This is a genomic window from Pantoea sp. NSTU24, assembly GCF_050157905.1.
Lineage (GTDB): Bacteria > Pseudomonadota > Gammaproteobacteria > Enterobacterales > Enterobacteriaceae > Pantoea.
In genome coordinates this window covers 1,317,663-1,335,069 of the sequence record NZ_JBKIWZ010000001.1, presented here as the reverse complement: position 1 = coordinate 1,335,069, position 17,407 = coordinate 1,317,663, and the positions used below count along the sequence as shown (strand labels likewise).

The window sequence follows — 17,407 nt, the reverse complement described above, 5'->3', positions numbered from 1 at the left end:
AAGCACTCTCGATAAATTGATAATTGTGGCAAAGGATGAAGTTTGTCAAAGATAAAGCACGAAAATAACAGGAAGCGCAAACATGACAGAGCAACAGGCCGTCGATCAGGCCATGCACTACTTCGATACCGGCGCATTCCGGACGCTGCTGGCACGCCGGGTCGCCTGCGTTACTGAAAGCCAGCACGCCAGCCGAAAGGCGGAACTGACGCACTATCTGGAGCAGGAGATAGGGCCGCAGCTGGCGGCGATGGGCTTTACGCTGCATCCGTTTGAGAACCCGCAGCCCGGCAGCCCGCCGTTTCTGATTGCCACCCGCATTGAAGATCCCGCTAAGCCCACGCTGCTCTGCTACGGCCACGGCGACGTGGTATTCGGTGACGATGAAAACTGGCGCGAAGGATTATCCCCCTGGCAGCTCACCGAAGAGGGCGATCGGCTCTACGGTCGTGGCAGCGCAGATAATAAAGGCCAGCACTGCATCAATTTTGCTGCGCTGGAGCAGGTGTGGCAGGCGCGCGGCGGCACGCTGGGCTTCAACTGCAAAATTCTGTTTGAGATGGGCGAGGAGATCAGTTCGCCAGGGCTGGCGGCCATCTGTCAGCAGCAGCAGGCGCTGCTGAAAGCCGATCTCTTTATCGCCTCTGACGGCCCGCGACTCAATGCGCTGCGGCCGACGCTGTTCCTGGGGTCCCGCGGCGCGGCCAACTTCCGGCTGACCATTCGTGCGCGCGACAACGCCTATCACTCCGGCAACTGGGGCGGCCTGCTGAGCAACCCAGGCACCCAGCTGGCGAATGCCCTGGCCTGCCTGGTGAACGCGCAGGGCGTGCTGCAGGTTGCCGCACTGAAGCCAGACTCCCTGACCGACGCGGTTCGCGCCATCCTGCGCGATATCGAACCTGGCGGCATGCCGGGCGATCCGGCGCTGGCCAGAGGCTGGGGCGAGCCGGGGCTGACGGCGGCCGAGCGTCTCTATGGCTGGAACACTCTGGAGGTGCTGGCGTTCGAAACCGGTAATCCGGCCCGTCCGATGAATGCGATTCCCGGCAGCGCCACGGCAGTGTGTCAGTTACGGTTTGTGGTCGGTACTGACTGGCAGAATCTGGTCCGGCACGTCGACCAGCATCTGCGACAGCATGGGTTCGACAACGTCAGCGTGGAGTTTATGCGCGGCTCACCGGCCACGCGACTCGATCCGCAGGATCCGCTGGTGACCTGGGCGCTGGATACCCTGGCCCGCAGCAGCGGCAGGAAACCGGCACTGTTGCCGAATCTGGGCGGCTCACTCCCTAACGAGGTCTTTGCCGATATTCTCGGTCTGCCGACGCTCTGGATACCGCACTCCTATCCCGCCTGCGGTCAGCACGGGGTAAACGAACATCTGCTCACCGGAGTCGCACGTGAGGGGCTGGCGATCATGACCCGGCTATTCTGGCAGCTGGGTGAAGAGGGCGAACCGCTGATGGCGCGCCACCACCAGTGGCGGAGGCGTGAACGATGAGTAGTCAGATGCAAGACGCTTCGCCGGTCAAGCCGGATCTGCACAAAACCCTGTTCGCGACCTGCGTTGGCAACGCGCTGGAGTGGTTTGATATCGCGGTCTACGGTTTTTTCGCCAGCTACATCGCGCACGTCTTCTTTCCGGTCAGCGATCCCTCCGTGTCACTGCTGCTGACCTTTGGCAGCTTCGGCATCTCGTTTTTAATCCGTCCGCTGGGCGCGGTTGTGCTGGGCAACTATGCCGACCGGCACGGCCGCAAAAAGGCGCTGCTGCTGTCAATTAACCTGATGATGCTCGGCGGGGCCATCATTACCTTTATGCCGGGTTACGCCACGCTGGGCCTGGCGGCACCGCTGCTGATTCTGCTGGCGCGGCTGATTCAGGGCTTTTCGGCCGGTGGCGAGTTTGGCAGTTCAACCGCTTTTCTGGTGGAGCACTTTCCGGAGCGCAAAGCCTTTATCGCCAGCTGGCAGTTTGCGACCCAGGGGGCCAGCACCCTGATGGCATCGGCTTTCGGACTGGGGCTGACCCACTGGCTGAGCGACAGCGAGATTCAGGCGTGGGGGTGGCGCATTCCGTTTGCTTTCGGCCTGCTGATCGGGCCACTGGGGATCTACATCCGTCGTCATGTGCAGGAACCGGCCAGCTTCGCCACCCAGGAGAAAGAGGCCGCGCCGCTGAAGACCCTGTTCGGCCAGCAGAAGACGCTGATTACGCTGGCGATAGGCGTGATGGTTATCTCAACGGCCGTGAACTATATGCTCAACTACATTCCGACTTACGCCACCCGAACGCTGCATCTGCCGGGGTCGGTAGCGTTCACCGCGACGCTGGTGGCGGGCATTATCCTGACCGTGGTGACACCGCTGATGGGATTATGGGCGGAGCGGATTGGCCGGCTGCCGCTGATGTGGGGATCGCTGCTGTTACTGATGATTACCATCTATCCCGCCTTCCGGGGCATGGTTAGTCACACTACGCCTGCCACGCTCATCCTGCTGGTGGCATGGATGGCGCTGCTGAAGTCGGTCTACTTCTCCACAGTGCCTTCGGTGATGGCCGATCTCTTTCCGGCAACCACCCGCGCCAGCGGCATGGCAATCAGCTATAACGTAGCCGTGACGGTTTTTGGCGGATTTGCGCCGCTGATCTGCAGCATGCTGATTGCTGCGACCGGCAGCAGCCTGGCACCAGGCTACTACCTGATGGCGGTGGCGGTACTGAGCGGCGTTGCGCTGTTGCGCTGCCGTCAGCGGGTAGCCTGACGGCATCCGGGCCTCCTGTTGCGTCGCCGCATATATGCTCAGACCGGTAAGCCGCCATTCCTGGCGGCGATGACGCCCCTGTTTCAGACGGGCCGTCATCGCGCTTTGCGCGGAAGCAGATGGCTGAGCATGCCTGCGGTTCCATTGCACGCTAAGCCTTCAGGCGGCTGACGGGTACAGTGCGGAGAGTCGCAAGTGCCTATCTGAACTGCAGATAGGCGACATGGGTCTGCAGAAACTCCTCCAGTCCATGTTTTCCGTCGGCCCCGCCGACACCCGATTTGCGCCATCCGGCATGAAAGCCCTGCATCGCCTCAAAGTTTTCGCGGTTAACGTATGTTTCTCCGAATTTCAGCTTTTGCAGCGCCGTCATCGTGGTATTGAGATCCCGCGTATAGAGTGAGGAGGTCAGCCCATATTCGCAGTCATTAGCCAGGGCGATTGCCTCATCCAGCGTGCTGAACTTCATGACCGGCAGAACCGGGCCAAAGATCTCCTCCTGCATGATGGCCATGTCCTGGCGCACGTCGGTCAGCAGCGTAGGTTCAAAGAAGAAGCCTTTCTCGCCGGCACGCTTTCCGCCCAGCACCACGCGGGCACCGTCCGCGACGGCCTCCGCGACTTTCTGCTCCACCCGATCACGGGCGGCGGCGGTAATCAGCGGCCCCATGGCGATGTCGCAGCGTTCGGCAGGATCGCCAAAGGTCACTTGCTGAAATGCTGTGGCCAGTGCAGAGATAAAGCGATCATAAATGCCTGCCTGCACATAGACGCGCTCCGCGCAGTTACAGACCTGTCCACTGTTGATCATCCGCGAATCGGTGATGGCACGCACCGCCAGGTCGATATCGGCATCATCCATGACGATGGCGGGAGCCTTGCCGCCCAGCTCCAGTGAGACTTTAGTGACATTTGTCGCGGCGGCCTGCATGGTCGCAATACCCGCGCCGACGCTACCCGTCAGGCTTACCAGCCCGACGTCTGGGTTAGCCGCCAGCTCCTGGCCCACTTCCGGCCCCAGCCCATAAACGATATTGATGACCCCTGCAGGCAGACCCAGCCTGTGGATAATCCCGGCAAACAGTGCGGCGTTGTTAGGCGTCAGTTCGCTGGGCTTGATCACGATCGTATTGCCGGTGATCAGGGCCGGTGCCACTTTGCGGGCGATCAGGAAGAAAGGAAAGTTCCACGGCAGGATGCCGGTGGTGACGCCGATGGCCTTTTTAAACAGGAAGATGTTCTCATTGGGGCGATCGCTGTTGATGATCTCCCCCTCGTAGCGTCGCGCCCACTCCGCCATATAGTCCAGATAGTCGGCGGTAAACAGCACTTCGGTCTTTGCGAGGCCCTGCGTCTTCCCCTTCCGCGACGAGGGTAGCGGTGAGCTCTGGCTCAGTCTGGCGAATCGCGCTGGCGATCTTATGCAGCCAGACGCCACGCCCGACCGCAGGCAGCGCTTCCCACTCCGGCTGCGCGGCGGCGGCGGCACGGATGGCGCGGCTCGCATCCTCACGGCTGCCCTGAGGGATGCGTGACAGCAGCGCCTCCGTAGCCGGATTTGTCACGGCGATCCACTGATCACCCTGATGGGTGACAAATTCGCCATTGATGTAATGTTGATGATGAGTTGTCATTCGCTGGCCTCTTCGCTATCGATACGTTGCAGTAATGTGATAGCAGGGTGCAGCAGATCGTCCGGCGCAACCTTTGGCTGGTTGCCAGCTACCGGCCCCGGCTGGCAGCCAGTGACAAAATCTGGTGAGTTCTGCGGCAAAATCGCCAGTCTGTTGTAGATTTAAAGAGGTGAAACAAGCAGAAAAGGGGGCATCATGGCTAACGGATGGGCATCAGAAGGGGCGGTACAGGAGCAGATTGACAGCACCGTCAACGACGGCATTGAACGCGTCAGACAGGCGATCGGCCAGGGTGAAAGCGCAACCGAATGTGAACTCTGTGGCGAGCCGATTCCGGAAGCACGTCGTCAGGCGCTGAAAGGGGTGCATTACTGCGTATCCTGTCAGGAGAAGATCGATAAACAGCAGCAGACCAGCAGCTTATATAATCGTCGCGGCAGTAAAGACAGTCAGCTGCGCTGACGCCTAGGAGCCTGGCATTGCCAGACCGCTGCCGATAAACCACGCCAGAAAGCTCACGCCTGCCACGATGATGGCGATGGGAAACAGAATGCCAATTCGCATTTTACACCTGCGGAGAACCGCGATTTAAAGGGCTGTGATCTTATCATGAGATCTGCAGAAGTGCGCGGTGGGTTTTCAGCAGGGTAAAGAGCTGGAACTGCGTGGCGTCGTGCTCCTCGCGCAGCACGTCGCCCTTTCTGTAAAGAATATGCTGGATGTGACCGAGCTGCCGCCAGACCACAATTGCCGCGGCAATCAGCGCGCAGTGCTGTTCAGCCTGCCGGCACTCAAGGGTGACGTAGTGGGTTTCATCCAGCTGATTAACGAATACCTTTATCGCCTCTGCGGGCAGGATCGCCCGCAGATCATCCAGCATGACCTGGCTCACCGACTGCGAAAGAATCACTGTTAACCATTTCGTTGTCATCTCAATCTTTGATCCCGCTAAGTTTGTTCCCGTTTATACGGCCTTACCTGCCCGAAATAAAGGCTTCTTTACGCCTTTGCCACCTGGTACGTGAAGCTGGCAGTCAGCACGAAATTGTGCTGCGCCACACAGCAGAATCGTTAAAAACGCTAAATAATAAGCGACTTACCTGTTTACTCCTCCAATCAACTGACAACGGCGAAACTGTGATCCCTGACGTTCATAACGGGTAAATATTGCCACTGCACGGCGGCTTCCGGCACTTATCTAAAGGCTGAGGAATTCCTGCTGAACGTAGACTGCCTGCAGAGCGGAAGCAGCAGCTTTCCGACAGGCCTTAACCTAACCGGGGATTAACAATGAACAGTGCCATTATCGCGGGTATCTTCTGGCATTTCGTCGGAGCCGCCAGCGCCGCATGCTTCTACGCGCCTTTTAAGCAGGTAAAAAGATGGTCATGGGAAACCATGTGGTCGGTAGGTGGCCTGATGTCGTGGCTGATCCTGCCGTGGGCGGTCAGTGCCGTGTTACTGCCCGATTTCTTGGCTTACTACCGCAGTTTCACGCTGTCACAGCTGATGCCGGTGTTTCTCTTTGGCGCCATGTGGGGCATTGGCAATATTAACTACGGCCTGACCATGCGCTATCTCGGTATGTCGATGGGGATTGGCATCGCCATCGGGATTACCCTGGTGGTTGGCACACTGATGACACCGCTGTTGCAGGGGCGCTTTGGGGCGCTTTTCGCTTCGTCGGGTGGCCGCTTAACCCTGCTGGGCGTGCTGGTGGCACTGATGGGTGTCGCGATTGTCTCACGCGCCGGTCTTTTAAAGGAGCGGGCGCTGGGGATCAACGCCGAAGAGTTCAATCTCAGGAAAGGTCTGTTGCTGGCGGTGATGTGCGGCATCTTCTCCGCCGGCATGTCCTTTGCCATGGATGCGGCAAAACCGATGCATCAGGCTGCCGCCGGTCTGGGGATCGATCCGCTCTATGTCGCCTTACCCAGCTATGTGGTCATCATGGGGGGCGGCGCGCTGGTCAATCTGGGCTTCTGCTTCTGGCGGCTGGCGACACGGCGAGAGCTGTCGCTGCGCAGCGATCTTTCGGTCGCGAAGCCCCTGCTAATCGCTAACATCGCCTTTGCCGTACTCGGTGGAACCATGTGGTATCTGCAGTTCTTCTTCTACGCCTGGGGGCATGCCAGAATCCCTGAGCAGTACGATTATGTGAGCTGGATGCTGCACATGAGCCTTTACGTGCTGTGTGGCGGGCTGGTGGGGCTGGTCATGAAAGAGTGGAAATCGGCAGGACGTCGGCCGGTGAGCGTACTCTCGATAGGCTGCGTGGTGATTATCATCGCGGCGAATATTGTGGGGCTGGGCATGGCGGCCTGACCGGGAACGATGTTGTATTTACGGGTATCGGACGGGCCTGCTCAGCAGGCCCTTTTTTAATCTGACTCACTGTGTTTCAGCGTCTGGCGCGGCGCGATAAAACGCTGACGCCAGGCGCTGGGCGTCAGACCGGTGTCGCGGGTAAAGACGACTGAAAAGTAGTTACTGTCATCAAAGCCGCAGCGGGCGGCAATCTCACCGATCAGGCAGTCCTGCGTGCGCAGAAGATACTTCGCCTGGCAGAGCTGCAGCTGACGCCGGTAGTGGCCAATGGTCATGCCGGTCTGTTGACGGAAGAGCTGCTTCAGCGCCCGTTCGCTGAGCTGGTTATGCTGACAGAACGCCGCGAGATCAAAGGGACGGGCAATCGCGCCTTGTAGCGCGGACATCAGCAGATCGAGCTGCTCGCCCTCCGGCAATGCCCAGGGGCGGTCGGCAGCATAGCCGTGGCGACGCAGAATCAGTGCCAGCTGTAAAAACAGCGCTTCAGTCAGCTGCACTGAAAGCGGATCGCTTTTACGGCTCTCACGCTCCAGCTGGCCGATTACGCCACGCGCCAGCGACATGCCCCGGGTGGTCAGACGCCAGCTGCCGGGTGCATCCGGCCCCGGCTGTGGCAGCAGCTGATGCCAGTCGAGTGCAAGACCAAAGCGATCCCGGCAGTAAAGGATATTATCCAGCACCAGATCGTTAACGCTGTCGTAGCTGTGGCAGTCGCTGTCGCGGATATAGAAGACGTCACCGCAGGTGATCAGCCACGGGCGATCGTTGAGAACGTGCAGGCCGTTGCCGCGCCAGACAATAACGATCTCACTGAACTCGTGCTGGTGCGGCGGGAAAGAGGGCTGAGGCATTCTTTCGGCAACCGCTACCGGCAGGCTGGGCGCGGGAAAATAGTCTTCACGACTGAGGATCAAAGCCATTCCGGATTCCTTATACCCTCTGCTGACGCTCCGTTCGCGGTGCGCAACCAAATTCGCGCCTGAACAGGGTAGAGAAGTGGTTGCTGTCGCCAAATCCACACTGGAAGGCGATATCGGTAATGCGCATATCGCTGTGACGCAGCAGATGACGGGCCTCTGACAGCCGCAGACGGTTCAGGTAACGCTGCGGCGTGCTGCCGGTCAGCTGCTTCATCTGACGGTGCAAAGTACGCAGCGACAGGGAGAAACGATCGGCCACCTCATCCCAGACGATCTCATCACTGTAGTGATCGCCCAGCCAGTCGAGCAGGTGATGCAGTCGTGCCTCGTGATCCTGACGCTGGCCGTCGATACAGGTCTCACGCAGCAGCAGGAGCAACTGCAAAAAGAGCTGCTCCTGGCGCGCCTGTTTATCCAGCGACCAGGCATCATCCAGTTGCATCTGCGCGGCCACGTTCAGCGCCTGCGCCATCACTTTATGGCTGAGACGCCAGTGCGGCCGGTAATGTCCATTCTGATCGCCCGGCAGCAGGGCCTGCAGCCCGGAGAGAAAACGAAACGCGCCGGGGCTGCGATAGAGCACGTTGGTCAGGCACAGGTTGTCGGTCTGTTCATAAAGGTGTCGATCATGGTCGCGGACAAAACAGACGCAACCGGCGCAGATCGTCTGCGGCTGACCATTAAAAACATGAATGCCCGACCCCTGCTCAACCAGCACAATCTCATAAAAATCATGATGATGTTCGGGGAAGGCCGTCTGGGGGATACGCGGTTCAATTGCTATCGCGTAATCGCCTTTGGGAAAGAAATCCGCACTGTGCAATAGGGTCATGATCGGCTCCCGCTGATTAACAAAACTTTAACGCAGTGTAATCAGCCGCTGCTTACCTTACCTTGAAATTTCAGCCGCGCTCTGCAGGAAACGCGCTGATTTTTCAAGATATCCCCGGCAGTTGACAGATTTGCGGCAGGGGTCACATCCTCCAGTGTGCGCTCTCTGTGATCTCCCTCACGAAGTTCTTTGCAGGTCTGCCAGTGCGCCTGCACCGCTGGCACTCCGGGGAAGGTCTTTCGACGGAGAGATTTTTACTCTGTGACCACATAATCACAGGGAAACACCGCCATGACCCGGAGAAACATTGTTGCTATCGACCTCGGCGCATCCAGCGGTCGCGTCATGCTCGCCAGATGGGATGCTGCTCAGCGTCAGCTCGTGCTGCGTGAGGTCCGGCGCTTTAAAAATCAGCGTCAGCGTCGTGCCGGTTACGACTGCTGGGATCTGGCGAAGCTGGAGCAGGAAATACGCGCCGGGCTGGCGCAGCTGGATGACGAGGGGATCGTCCCGGACAGTATCGGGATCGACACCTGGGGCGTGGATATGGTGCTGCTGGATGCGGAGGGCGAACGGGTGGGTGAAGCGGTCAGCTATCGCGATGCACGCACCCATGGCCTGATGGAGCAGGCCGAACAGACGCTGAGCCGCAGCACCATCTACGCCCGAACCGGCATTCAGTTTCTGCCGTTTAATACGCTCTATCAGATGCGCGCCCTGCATCAGCAGCAGCCCGACTGGCAGGCGCGCGTGGCCCACGCGCTGATGATCCCTGACTACCTGCATTATCGTCTGACCGGCAATCTGAACTGGGAGTACACCAACGCCACCACCACGCAGATGCTTAACCTTCATACGGGCGAGTGGGATCGTGATTTGCTGGCCTGGGCGGGCGCAGAACCGCACTGGTTCAGGCAGCCGCAGGCACCGGGCAACACCGTCGGCCACTGGCTCAACCGTACCGGAATAGCGGTGCCGGTCATCGCGGTCGCGACGCACGACACCGCCAGCGCCGTGCTGGCGACGCCGCTGACGCAGGAGGATGCGGCCTATCTCAGCTCCGGCACCTGGTCACTGATGGGTTTTGAGAGCCTGCAGCCCTATGCCTGCGAGGCCGCACTGCGCGCCAACATCACTAATGAGGGGGGCGCGGAGGGGTATCGTGTGCTGAAAAACATCATGGGTCTTTGGCTGCTGCAGCGCATCTGCGCCGAACTGCAGATTGAGGACCTGGGCGCGCTGATCGACGAAACGGCCCGCCAGCCCGCCTGTGTTTCGCTTATCAGCCCCAATGCGGCCCGCTTCATCAATCCTGACAGCATGGTCCGGGAGATCCAGAACGCCTGCGCCGGGCAGGGCATGCCGGTGCCGCAATCGGCCGCCGCGCTGGCGCGCTGTATTTTCGACAGCCTGGCGCTGCTCTACCGTGAGGTAATCCAGGAGCTGGCCGCGCTGCGTGGCAAGCCTTTCGCACAGCTGCATGTGGTAGGCGGCGGCAGTCAGAACCGCTTCCTGAATCAGCTTTGCGCCGATGCCTGTCAGATCCCGGTTCTGGCCGGGCCGGTTGAAGCCTCCACACTGGGCAATGTCGGCGGTCAGCTGATTGCGCTGGGTGAACTGACGGACGTGGCCGATTTTCGCCGTAGCGTTATCCGCAACTTCCCGCTTGAAACCTTTGAACCGCAACCACACAGCGTCTTCCGCGCCAGTCAGGCGCGCTTCGCGACGCTGAGTCAACCCGCTAAGGAACCCGCTTATGACTAAGCAGATTGAACAGGCTTTTGAACTGGCTAAACAACGCTACGCCGACAGTGGGGTGGATGCTGAACAGGCCCTCTGCCAGCTGGATAAAATCCCGGTCTCCATGCACTGCTGGCAGGGTGACGATGTCCGGGGATTTGAGGATCCGCAGGCTGCATTAACCGGCGGTATTCAGGCGACCGGCAATTATCCAGGCCGGGCACGGAATGCCGGTGAACTCCGCCACGATATCGACAAGGCGATGTCACTGATCCCGGGCGTTAAGCGTCTGAACCTGCACGCGCTCTATCTGGAAAGCGACAAACCGGTCGCGCGGGATGCGATCGAACCCGCGCATTTCGCTAACTGGGTGGCGTGGGCCAGAGAGCGTGGCCTGGGGCTGGATTTTAACCCCAGCTGCTTTTCGCACCCGCTGAGCGCCGACGGTTTTACGCTGTCGCACCCCGATAAGGCCGTGCGTCAGTTCTGGATCGACCACTGCAAGGCGAGCCGCCGCATCTCCGCTTCCTTTGGTGAGCAGTTGGGTACGCCCTCGGTGATGAACATCTGGGTACCGGACGGCATGAAAGATATCACCGTGGATCGGCTGGCGCCGCGTCAGCGTCTGCTAAGCGCCCTGGATGACGTGATCGCAGAGAAACTCAACCCGCAGCACCATATCGATGCGGTTGAGAGCAAGCTGTTCGGCATCGGCGCAGAGAGCTACACCGTCGGCTCGAATGAGTTTTATCTGGGGTACGCCGCCAGCCGCCAGACGGCGCTCTGTCTGGACGCCGGCCACTTCCATCCCACCGAAGTGATCTCTGACAAAATTTCGGCGGCCCTGCTCTATGTGCCGCGCCTGCTGCTGCACGTCAGCCGTCCGGTGCGCTGGGACAGCGACCATGTCGTGCTGCTGGATGATGAAACTCAGGCGATCGCCAGCGAGATCGTTCGTCATCAGCTGTTCGACAAGGTGCATATCGGGCTCGACTTCTTCGACGCCTCCATCAACCGAATCGCCGCCTGGGTGATCGGCACCCGCAACACACAGAAAGCGCTGCTGCGCGCCCTGCTGGAGCCAACCAGTCGCCTGCGCCAGGCCGAGAACAGCGGCGATTACACCGCCCGGCTGGCCCTGCTGGAAGAGCAGAAGTCGCTGCCGTGGCAGGCGGTGTGGGAAGCGTGGTGCCTGCGGCATGATGTCCCGGCGGATGCCAGCTGGTTAGGCGATGTCCGTCACTATGAACAACAGATCTTGAGCCAACGTTAAGGATTTCACTATGCAAAGCATTCTTTCTTCAGGGTTTGTTAGAGGGATGGTCAAAGCGACCAGCGATATGTGGCTGAAGGGCTGGGATGAACGAAACGGCGGCAACGTCAGCCTGCGTCTGCGAGAGGAGGAGGTCAGCCCCTTTGCCGCCGACTTTTATCCCTCGCCGCGCTGCGTGGAGTTAAGCCAGCCCGCACCCGCGCTGGCGAACGACTGGTTTCTGGTCACCGGCTCAGGAAAATTCATGCGCAACGTCCAGCTCGATCCGGCGGATTGCCTGGCGCTGCTGCAGGTCGATGACAAAGGGCTTTCGTTTAAAATTCACTGGGGGCTGTCGAATGGCGGTCTGCCGACCTCGGAGCTGGCGTCGCACTTTCAGTCTCACGCGGTGCGCAAAGCGGTCAGTGGGGGCGAGGACAGGGTGATCATGCACTGCCACGCCACCCACTTTATGGCCCTGAGCTATGTCACAGAGCTGGACTCTGCCCGACTGACCCGCCTGCTCTGGGAGGGCAGTACCGAATGTCTGGTCGTCTTCCCGGATGGTGTCGGCGTGCTGCCATGGATGGTGCCGGGCACCGATGAAATCGGCAGCGCCACCGCCGCGCAGATGCAGTCACATACCCTGGTGATGTGGCCGTTTCACGGTATCTTCGGCACCGGCCCGACGCTGGATGAGGCCTTTGGCCTGATCGATACGGCGGAAAAATCATCTGAAGTGATCGTGAAGGTGCTGTCGATGGGCGGTATCCGGCAGAGTATTACCACCGAACAGCTGGTCGCGCTGGGCGAACGCTTCGGCGTCACCCCGTGGCAACCGGCCCTGGACGCGGGGCCGGCCAATGCTGCGTAAAGCCTTTGTGATGCAGGTGAATCCTGACTGTCACGCGGAGTATGCACGTCGCCACGCGCCGATCTGGCCTGAACTGGCAGAGACCCTGAAAGCGCATGGGGCGCACAACTATGCGATCTGGCTGGACGTCGGACGAAACCTGCTGTTTGCCAGCGTGGAGATTGCCTCGGAAGAGCGCTGGAATGCGGTGGCGCAGACGGAGGTCTGCCAGCGCTGGTGGGCCTCAATGAAAGATCTGATGCCATCGAATGCCGACAACAGTCCGATCAACCAGCCGCTGCAACCGGTGTTCTTTCTGCGCTGAGAAATGAAAAGGGCGGCCACGCCGCCCTGATACCTTATACCCTAGCGCCTGGCGCGACAAAGCCCGGTCAGGATCGGCCACATCGCCATCAGCGTATCGATAATACTCTCCAGATCGTCACGATCCGCGCCCTCGCGCGCCCGCACCGACATTCCCTGCAGCATACAGCCCAGATAGCGGGAGAGCGCCGGAATGTTAACCGCCTCGCCCAGTTCACCGCGCTGCTGACGCGCCAGCAGGAAATCTCTCAGCACATGCTCCTGCAGCTGATGCTGCTGTTGCAGCATGGCGGCGATCTCGGTAGATGCTGCCGACAGCGCAGAGGAGGTACAAATAAAGAAGCAGCCGCCGGGAGAGTCGCGCTCGGTAAAACAGGCGGCGGTAGCGCGGAAATAGGCGTCGATAGCCCGATCCACGGCCAGCCGATCGTCGGCTAACGCTGCATCTCGCTCCGCGCTGAACCTCTCGATGTAGCGTTCCATCGCCGCACGAAACAGGCCCTCTTTATTCACAAACTCGGCGTAGAGCGTAGGCGCTTTCGCGCCGGTCGCCGCGACCAGGTCAGCCAGAGAGGTACCTTCATAGCCGTGCGTCCAGAACAGGGTCAGTGCTTTATCGAGAGCGGCATCGCGGTCAAACACTTTGGGCCGGCCACGGCATTTCTTTACATCGCAATCCTGAACCTGATGCATACATCCTCACTTGCTATGAAACAGAGTATTAAATTACCGATCATTATAAAAATGTGCAAGGCCCGCAGGCATCCGCCGCAGCGCCGGTTGCCATTTTGTGCGTTCGCCTCCCATTTTCGCCCCGGATGTTAAGTCAGAAAGTGGGCTGAAGCCCATAATCACGCCACTTCGCGATTAAAATAACGCTCATTAAATAAATATTGACGACGGCCACCTCCGGGATCTATCATTTGTTTAACGGTCGTTAATTAAATAACGACACCCCGTTTCAGACCCACTGAACTTCATTACTGAATAGAGAGATTATTATGAACACAATCAAAACCACGCTGGCAGCACTGGCACTGACTACCCTGACATTTGGCGCTTCAGCCGCTGACCTCGTGACAAGCGAACCGGCGAATCAGCAGCCTGTCGGCACTATCGCCGTTCAGGGCGGCAGCAATCTGACCTCGGTTGAAGCGCAGCTGAATGCGAAAGCGGATGAAGCCGGTGCGAAATCGTTCCGCATCACCTCAACCAGCGGCCAGAACAAGCTGCACGGCACCGCGGTGATCTACCAGTAACGGAAATGTTTCAGCTAAGAGAAGTGCGTTGGAACCCGGAGGCAGATAAGATGAAAAGAGTCACGATGATGATGGCGGCGGCGCTGCTGAGCAGCTTTTCATTTGCCAGCGTCGCGGCACAGCAGGTCAGTACGACTCCGCTGGACCAGCAGAAAACAGGCGTAATCAGCGCAACAGGCAGCACCAGCCTGACGTCGCTGGAGCAGCAGCTGTCAGAAAAGGCCAGCGATGCCGGCGCAAAGTCTTTCCGCATCACTTCGACCTCTGGCAACAACAACCTGCATGGCACCGCCATTCTTTATAAGTAATGCCCGTCACGAAGTATGGCGAACAGGCTTCAGATAACCTGCGTATCTGAAGCCTTTTTTATGCGCGCAGCGGGCGTCTAGCCGTTACTGCGCAGCTGCGGATAACGGCGGAAGATATAGACACACCAGAGCAGGGCGATCAGACCGATCATCCCGCCGACGTTGCCGACTTCTGCCATGCCCAGATGCAGACTCACCTGATTCCCCAGCAGCGCGCCCGCGCCGATACCGATGTTATAGATGCCGGACATCAGCGACATCGCCACATCTGTGGCATCCGGTGCCAGCGACAGAACCCGCACCTGCATCGCCAGACCGATCATCATCATCGCCATTCCCCAGACAATGCAGAGCGTAGAGATGGCAGCAGGGCGGATGGCCGCAAAAATCAGCAGTCCCATGCAGAGGGTAATCAGTGCAATCGCGGCAATCAGCAGTGCTGAGGGAAATTTATTGCCCAGCGTGCTGAACAGAATGCTGCCGACAATGCCCGCAGAGCCAAACAGCAGCAGCAGCAGGGTGGTGAAATTGCCGCTGGATTGCGCCACGTTCTGCATAAAGGGTTCGATATAGCTGTAGGCGGTGTAGTGCGCGGTTACCACCAGCGTCACCAGCAGATACATGCTGACCAGCGCCGGACGCCGAAACAGCATCGGCACGCTGCTGAGAGAACCGGTGTGTTCGCTGGGCAGGCGTGGCAGGATCCGCACCAGCATAATCATCAGCACCAGCGCCGACAGACCAATCGCGCCAAAGGTGGTGCGCCAGCCCAGATACTGCCCCACCACACGGCCAATCGGCACACCCAGCACCATCGCCAGGGCCGTACCGGTCGCCAGCATGCTGAGCGCCTGGGTCTTTTTACCGGCCGGTGCCACCCTGATCGCCAGCGAGGCGGTGATCGACCAGAACACGGCGTGCGACAGGGCGATGCCAACCCGGGATACCATCAGCGACCAGAAATCCCACGCGACGGTTGAGAGCGCATGGCTGATCACAAAGACGGCGAAAAGCACGCCCAGCAGCAGCCGTCGCTCGACGTTGCGGGTCAGCAGCATCAGCGGCAGGGAGAGCAGAGCCACGACCCAGGCGTAGATGGTCAGCATAATCCCGACATCCGCCGTCTGCATGGAGAAGTCCGCCGCGATATCGGACAACAGGCCAACCGGAACAAATTCGGTGGTATTAAAAACAAAGGCGGCGATGGCCAGCAGGACGACGCGAAGCCAGGCCGTTTTACGTGAAACAGTTGTTGGTTGCATTGAGGTGTCAAATCAGTCAGTACAGCGGGTCAGGATGGAGCAGACCATCCCATGAAAGTGACCTGCGTCACAAATTACTGAACATTGTAGTGAATAACACGGGAAGAGAAACCTGATAACGCGTTTTTCGTGCGGAAATTTTCGAATCCGTTTCAGCGGAAGGGATGGCGGCCGGGTGCGATATAGCCGTCGCGGGCCGCCTGTCTGACTAGCGTGAGAAGGGCGTGTGCTTCAGGGCCACGCTTTGCTGACCGTCCAGCTCGTCAGGGTGGCTAACCGGGCAGCAGTTCTCACAGCCAATGGCACCCGCATAATATTTTTTAGCCTGCAGGATAGCGGCGTTCACGTGGTAAAAACTGCCCAGAAACAATCTGTTATCCATGTCAGGCAGCCAGGGGCAGCCTGCCGCATGTACCACATGATTATCGTTATATCCCGATTGTTTATTGACGTAATAGTAGAGGGCCACAGGCGTTCCTTGTTGCCGTGAAAAGGCAAAGCAGACGAATTATTTCAATACAAACGATTATAGCGGGAAACGCAGGCGTTGTGGTGAGCTGATTGGCGGGATAAGGTCAGAAGCAGGCCGCGCCAGACCCGGCGCGAAGCCGGATCAGGCGGGACTCGTCAGAGTTTTTTGCTATGCAGCCGCCAGGCAACCAGCAGCGCCAGAATCAGCAGGCTACTGATAAAGAGCGTAATACCGTTCCAGCCGTAGTCATGCCAGAAGAAGCCGCCCAGGGTGCCCGCCACGCTGGAACCTGCGTAGTAGCTGAACAGATAGAGCGACGAAGCCTGCCCCCGCGCCCGGCGCGCGCGCGGGCCAATCCAGCCGCTGGCTACGGCATGCGCGGCAAAAAAGCCCGCAGTGAATAGCATCATGCCGGGCAGAATCAGCCAGAGCGCGTTAAAGGCGGTCATCAGCAGGCCCAGCAGCATCATCGCGGTGGCACCCAGCATCACCGGCCCGCGCCCCAGACGGCTGGTCAGCGCACCTGCCTTGGGCGAACTCCATGATCCGGTCAGGTAAACCACCGACAACAGCCCTACCACCGCCTGACTGAGGTGCCAGGGCGCATCCAGCAGACGGTAGCCGATATAGTTAAACAGCGTGACGAAGGCGCCCATCAGCAGAAATCCTTCGGCAAACAGCCACGGCAGACCCGGATCGCGCCAGTGCAGCCGGAAGTTAATCATCAGGTTACGCGGGCGCAGTGGAATGGGACGGAAATGGCGCGAGGCAGGCAGGATCTTCCAGAACATCAGCGCCGACGTTAGCGAGAAGCAGCCGATGACTGCCACAGCAATCCGCCAGGTGAACAGGTCGGTCAGCACCCCGCTCAGCAGACGTCCGCTCATTCCGCCAATTGAGTTACCGCTGATATAGAGCCCCATCGAAAAGGCGACAACCCGTACATCCATCTCTTCGCTCAGATAGGTCATCCCGACAGCCGCCACGCCACTGAGCGACAACCCCATCAGCGCCCGCATCAGCAGGATGCCATGCCAGCTGGTCATCATGGCCGAGAGCAGGGTACAGAGCGCCGCCAGCATCAGGGCGGTGACCATCACCGATTTACGTCCAATCGCATCCGAGAGCGGCCCGGTAATCAGCAACCCCAGAGCCATCAGACCCGTAGAGATAGAGAGCGACAGGCTGCTGGCCGCGGGCGACACGCCGAACTGCCTGGAGAGAACAGGCAGGATCGGCTGAACACAATAGAGCAGGGCAAAGGTGGCCAGCCCGGCAGAGAACAGTGCCAGCGTCACGCGCATAAACTGCGGCGTCCCCCGGCGGATATAACCTGAAGCCACAGCGGATGCTGGCGCATCTGGCGCCGCATTTTCATCCACGGTGGCCTGTATTGAGCGACTCACGCCGTTTTCCTTAGTCAGAATACCTGTGGTCAGCTTAGGAAAGCGCAA

19 protein-coding genes and 1 pseudogene are annotated in these 17,407 nt (G+C 59.4%); 10 read left to right on the top strand and 10 right to left on the bottom strand.

Annotation, left to right across the window (positions count from 1 at the left end; genetic code table 11):
* Positions 1 to 82 precede the first annotated feature (82 nt).
* Positions 83 to 1,504 (top strand): M20 family metallopeptidase, encoded by a 1,422-nt coding sequence (locus ACLHDD_RS06540; RefSeq protein WP_427103443.1) that lies wholly within the window; start codon positions 83 to 85, stop codon positions 1,502 to 1,504.
* 8 nt (positions 1,505 to 1,512) lie between these two features.
* Positions 1,513 to 2,769, top strand: a complete 1,257-nt coding sequence (locus ACLHDD_RS06535) for an MFS transporter (RefSeq protein ID WP_427103442.1) — start codon at positions 1,513 to 1,515, stop codon at positions 2,767 to 2,769.
* Positions 2,770 to 2,968: 199 nt separating this feature from the next.
* Here the strand turns inward: ACLHDD_RS06535 and aldA are convergent.
* Both aldA and ACLHDD_RS06525 read right to left on the bottom strand, forming a co-directional pair.
* Positions 2,969 to 4,403, bottom strand: a pseudogene (gene aldA, locus ACLHDD_RS06530) (aldehyde dehydrogenase).
* Positions 4,400 to 4,543, bottom strand: coding sequence for a hypothetical protein (locus ACLHDD_RS06525; protein WP_427103441.1), 144 nt, complete (start codon positions 4,541 to 4,543; stop codon positions 4,400 to 4,402). Before ACLHDD_RS06525 ends, aldA begins: the two are co-directional and overlap by 4 nt.
* Positions 4,544 to 4,598: 55 nt before the next feature.
* Here ACLHDD_RS06525 and ACLHDD_RS06520 point away from each other — a divergent pair, with 55 nt between their 5' ends.
* Positions 4,599 to 4,865, top strand: a complete 267-nt coding sequence (locus ACLHDD_RS06520; RefSeq protein ID WP_427103440.1) for a DksA/TraR family C4-type zinc finger protein — start codon at positions 4,599 to 4,601, stop codon at positions 4,863 to 4,865.
* Positions 4,866 to 4,868: 3 nt separating this feature from the next.
* Here ACLHDD_RS06520 and ACLHDD_RS06515 read toward each other — a convergent pair whose 3' ends face one another.
* Entirely contained in the window at positions 4,869 to 4,967 is a 99-nt protein-coding gene (locus ACLHDD_RS06515) for a YoaK family small membrane protein (protein ID WP_139805882.1), read from the bottom strand.
* Between the two features lie 43 nt (positions 4,968 to 5,010).
* On the bottom strand, positions 5,011 to 5,334 hold the full coding sequence (locus ACLHDD_RS06510; RefSeq protein WP_427103439.1) for a hypothetical protein: 324 nt from the start codon (positions 5,332 to 5,334) through the stop codon (positions 5,011 to 5,013).
* Positions 5,335 to 5,693: 359 nt separating this feature from the next.
* On the opposite strand from ACLHDD_RS06510, the gene rhaT reads away from it, so the two are divergent.
* Entirely contained in the window at positions 5,694 to 6,728 is a 1,035-nt protein-coding gene (gene rhaT, locus ACLHDD_RS06505) for an L-rhamnose/proton symporter RhaT (protein ID WP_427103438.1), read from the top strand.
* 56 nt (positions 6,729 to 6,784) lie between these two features.
* Here the strand turns inward: rhaT and rhaR are convergent, their stop codons facing one another.
* Together rhaR and rhaS are read right to left on the bottom strand one after the other, a co-directional pair.
* The gene (rhaR, locus tag ACLHDD_RS06500; RefSeq protein WP_427103437.1) at positions 6,785 to 7,651 is read right to left on the bottom strand and encodes an HTH-type transcriptional activator RhaR; all 867 of its coding nucleotides are present in this window, start codon (positions 7,649 to 7,651) and stop codon (positions 6,785 to 6,787) included.
* Between the two features lie 10 nt (positions 7,652 to 7,661).
* Positions 7,662 to 8,483 (bottom strand): HTH-type transcriptional activator RhaS, encoded by an 822-nt coding sequence (gene rhaS / locus ACLHDD_RS06495; RefSeq protein ID WP_427103436.1) that lies wholly within the window; start codon positions 8,481 to 8,483, stop codon positions 7,662 to 7,664.
* A 291-nt stretch (positions 8,484 to 8,774) separates the two neighbouring features.
* Here rhaS and rhaB point away from each other — a divergent pair, with 291 nt between their 5' ends.
* From rhaB to rhaM, 4 genes are read left to right on the top strand one after another with little or no spacing between them, the layout of a single operon-like run.
* Positions 8,775 to 10,247, top strand: a complete 1,473-nt coding sequence (gene rhaB / locus ACLHDD_RS06490) for a rhamnulokinase (protein WP_427103435.1) — start codon at positions 8,775 to 8,777, stop codon at positions 10,245 to 10,247.
* Positions 10,240 to 11,496 carry an L-rhamnose isomerase gene (locus ACLHDD_RS06485; protein ID WP_427103434.1) on the top strand — a complete coding sequence of 419 codons (1,257 nt, stop codon included), beginning with the start codon at positions 10,240 to 10,242 and terminating at the stop codon, positions 11,494 to 11,496. The genes rhaB and ACLHDD_RS06485 overlap by 8 nt, the downstream gene beginning before the upstream one ends.
* A 10-nt stretch (positions 11,497 to 11,506) precedes the next feature.
* Positions 11,507 to 12,349: a rhamnulose-1-phosphate aldolase gene (rhaD, locus tag ACLHDD_RS06480; RefSeq protein WP_427103433.1), complete on the top strand. Its 843-nt coding sequence runs from the start codon at positions 11,507 to 11,509 to the stop codon at positions 12,347 to 12,349.
* Positions 12,339 to 12,653: an L-rhamnose mutarotase gene (gene rhaM, locus ACLHDD_RS06475; RefSeq protein WP_427103432.1), complete on the top strand. Its 315-nt coding sequence runs from the start codon at positions 12,339 to 12,341 to the stop codon at positions 12,651 to 12,653. The genes rhaD and rhaM overlap by 11 nt, the downstream gene beginning before the upstream one ends.
* A gap of 41 nt (positions 12,654 to 12,694) precedes the next feature.
* On the opposite strand, the gene ACLHDD_RS06470 is transcribed toward rhaM, so the two are convergent.
* Positions 12,695 to 13,345, bottom strand: coding sequence for a TetR/AcrR family transcriptional regulator (locus tag ACLHDD_RS06470; protein WP_427103431.1), 651 nt, complete (start codon positions 13,343 to 13,345; stop codon positions 12,695 to 12,697).
* 308 nt (positions 13,346 to 13,653) lie between these two features.
* Here ACLHDD_RS06470 and bhsA (ACLHDD_RS06465) point away from each other — a divergent pair, with 308 nt between their 5' ends.
* Entirely contained in the window at positions 13,654 to 13,911 is a 258-nt protein-coding gene (gene bhsA / locus ACLHDD_RS06465; RefSeq protein ID WP_427103430.1) for a multiple stress resistance protein BhsA, read from the top strand.
* Positions 13,912 to 13,961: 50 nt separating this feature from the next.
* The gene (gene bhsA / locus ACLHDD_RS06460; RefSeq protein WP_427103429.1) at positions 13,962 to 14,219 is read left to right on the top strand and encodes a multiple stress resistance protein BhsA; all 258 of its coding nucleotides are present in this window, start codon (positions 13,962 to 13,964) and stop codon (positions 14,217 to 14,219) included.
* A 77-nt stretch (positions 14,220 to 14,296) separates the two neighbouring features.
* Here the strand turns inward: bhsA (ACLHDD_RS06460) and ACLHDD_RS06455 are convergent, their stop codons facing one another.
* The 3 genes from ACLHDD_RS06455 to ACLHDD_RS06445 form a co-directional block, all read right to left on the bottom strand.
* Positions 14,297 to 15,481, bottom strand: a complete 1,185-nt coding sequence (locus tag ACLHDD_RS06455; RefSeq protein ID WP_427103428.1) for a sugar transporter — start codon at positions 15,479 to 15,481, stop codon at positions 14,297 to 14,299.
* 208 nt (positions 15,482 to 15,689) lie between these two features.
* Positions 15,690 to 15,950 (bottom strand): hypothetical protein, encoded by a 261-nt coding sequence (locus ACLHDD_RS06450; protein ID WP_427103427.1) that lies wholly within the window; start codon positions 15,948 to 15,950, stop codon positions 15,690 to 15,692.
* Positions 15,951 to 16,108: 158 nt separating this feature from the next.
* Positions 16,109 to 17,359 carry an MFS transporter gene (locus tag ACLHDD_RS06445; RefSeq protein ID WP_427103426.1) on the bottom strand — a complete coding sequence of 417 codons (1,251 nt, stop codon included), beginning with the start codon at positions 17,357 to 17,359 and terminating at the stop codon, positions 16,109 to 16,111.
* Between the last annotated feature and the right edge of the window lie 48 nt (positions 17,360 to 17,407).

What these genes read in the sequence shown, in the direction of transcription:
- rhaB (WP_427103435.1), top strand. Translation starts at nt 8,775, where the DNA reads ATGACCCGGAGAAACATTGTTGCTATCGACCTCGGCGCATCCAGCGGT.
- ACLHDD_RS06510 (WP_427103439.1), bottom strand. Translation starts at nt 5,334, where the DNA reads ATGACAACGAAATGGTTAACAGTGATTCTTTCGCAGTCGGTGAGCCAG.
- ACLHDD_RS06455 (WP_427103428.1), bottom strand. Translation starts at nt 15,481, where the DNA reads ATGCAACCAACAACTGTTTCACGTAAAACGGCCTGGCTTCGCGTCGTC.
- bhsA (WP_427103429.1), top strand. Translation starts at nt 13,962, where the DNA reads ATGAAAAGAGTCACGATGATGATGGCGGCGGCGCTGCTGAGCAGCTTT.
- ACLHDD_RS06485 (WP_427103434.1), top strand. Translation starts at nt 10,240, where the DNA reads ATGACTAAGCAGATTGAACAGGCTTTTGAACTGGCTAAACAACGCTAC.
- rhaT (WP_427103438.1), top strand. Translation starts at nt 5,694, where the DNA reads ATGAACAGTGCCATTATCGCGGGTATCTTCTGGCATTTCGTCGGAGCC.
- ACLHDD_RS06515 (WP_139805882.1), bottom strand. Translation starts at nt 4,967, where the DNA reads ATGCGAATTGGCATTCTGTTTCCCATCGCCATCATCGTGGCAGGCGTG.
- ACLHDD_RS06540 (WP_427103443.1), top strand. Translation starts at nt 83, where the DNA reads ATGACAGAGCAACAGGCCGTCGATCAGGCCATGCACTACTTCGATACC.
- rhaS (WP_427103436.1), bottom strand. Translation starts at nt 8,483, where the DNA reads ATGACCCTATTGCACAGTGCGGATTTCTTTCCCAAAGGCGATTACGCG.
- ACLHDD_RS06520 (WP_427103440.1), top strand. Translation starts at nt 4,599, where the DNA reads ATGGCTAACGGATGGGCATCAGAAGGGGCGGTACAGGAGCAGATTGAC.
- rhaR (WP_427103437.1), bottom strand. Translation starts at nt 7,651, where the DNA reads ATGGCTTTGATCCTCAGTCGTGAAGACTATTTTCCCGCGCCCAGCCTG.
- rhaD (WP_427103433.1), top strand. Translation starts at nt 11,507, where the DNA reads ATGCAAAGCATTCTTTCTTCAGGGTTTGTTAGAGGGATGGTCAAAGCG.
- ACLHDD_RS06470 (WP_427103431.1), bottom strand. Translation starts at nt 13,345, where the DNA reads ATGCATCAGGTTCAGGATTGCGATGTAAAGAAATGCCGTGGCCGGCCC.
- bhsA (WP_427103430.1), top strand. Translation starts at nt 13,654, where the DNA reads ATGAACACAATCAAAACCACGCTGGCAGCACTGGCACTGACTACCCTG.
- ACLHDD_RS06535 (WP_427103442.1), top strand. Translation starts at nt 1,513, where the DNA reads ATGCAAGACGCTTCGCCGGTCAAGCCGGATCTGCACAAAACCCTGTTC.
- rhaM (WP_427103432.1), top strand. Translation starts at nt 12,339, where the DNA reads ATGCTGCGTAAAGCCTTTGTGATGCAGGTGAATCCTGACTGTCACGCG.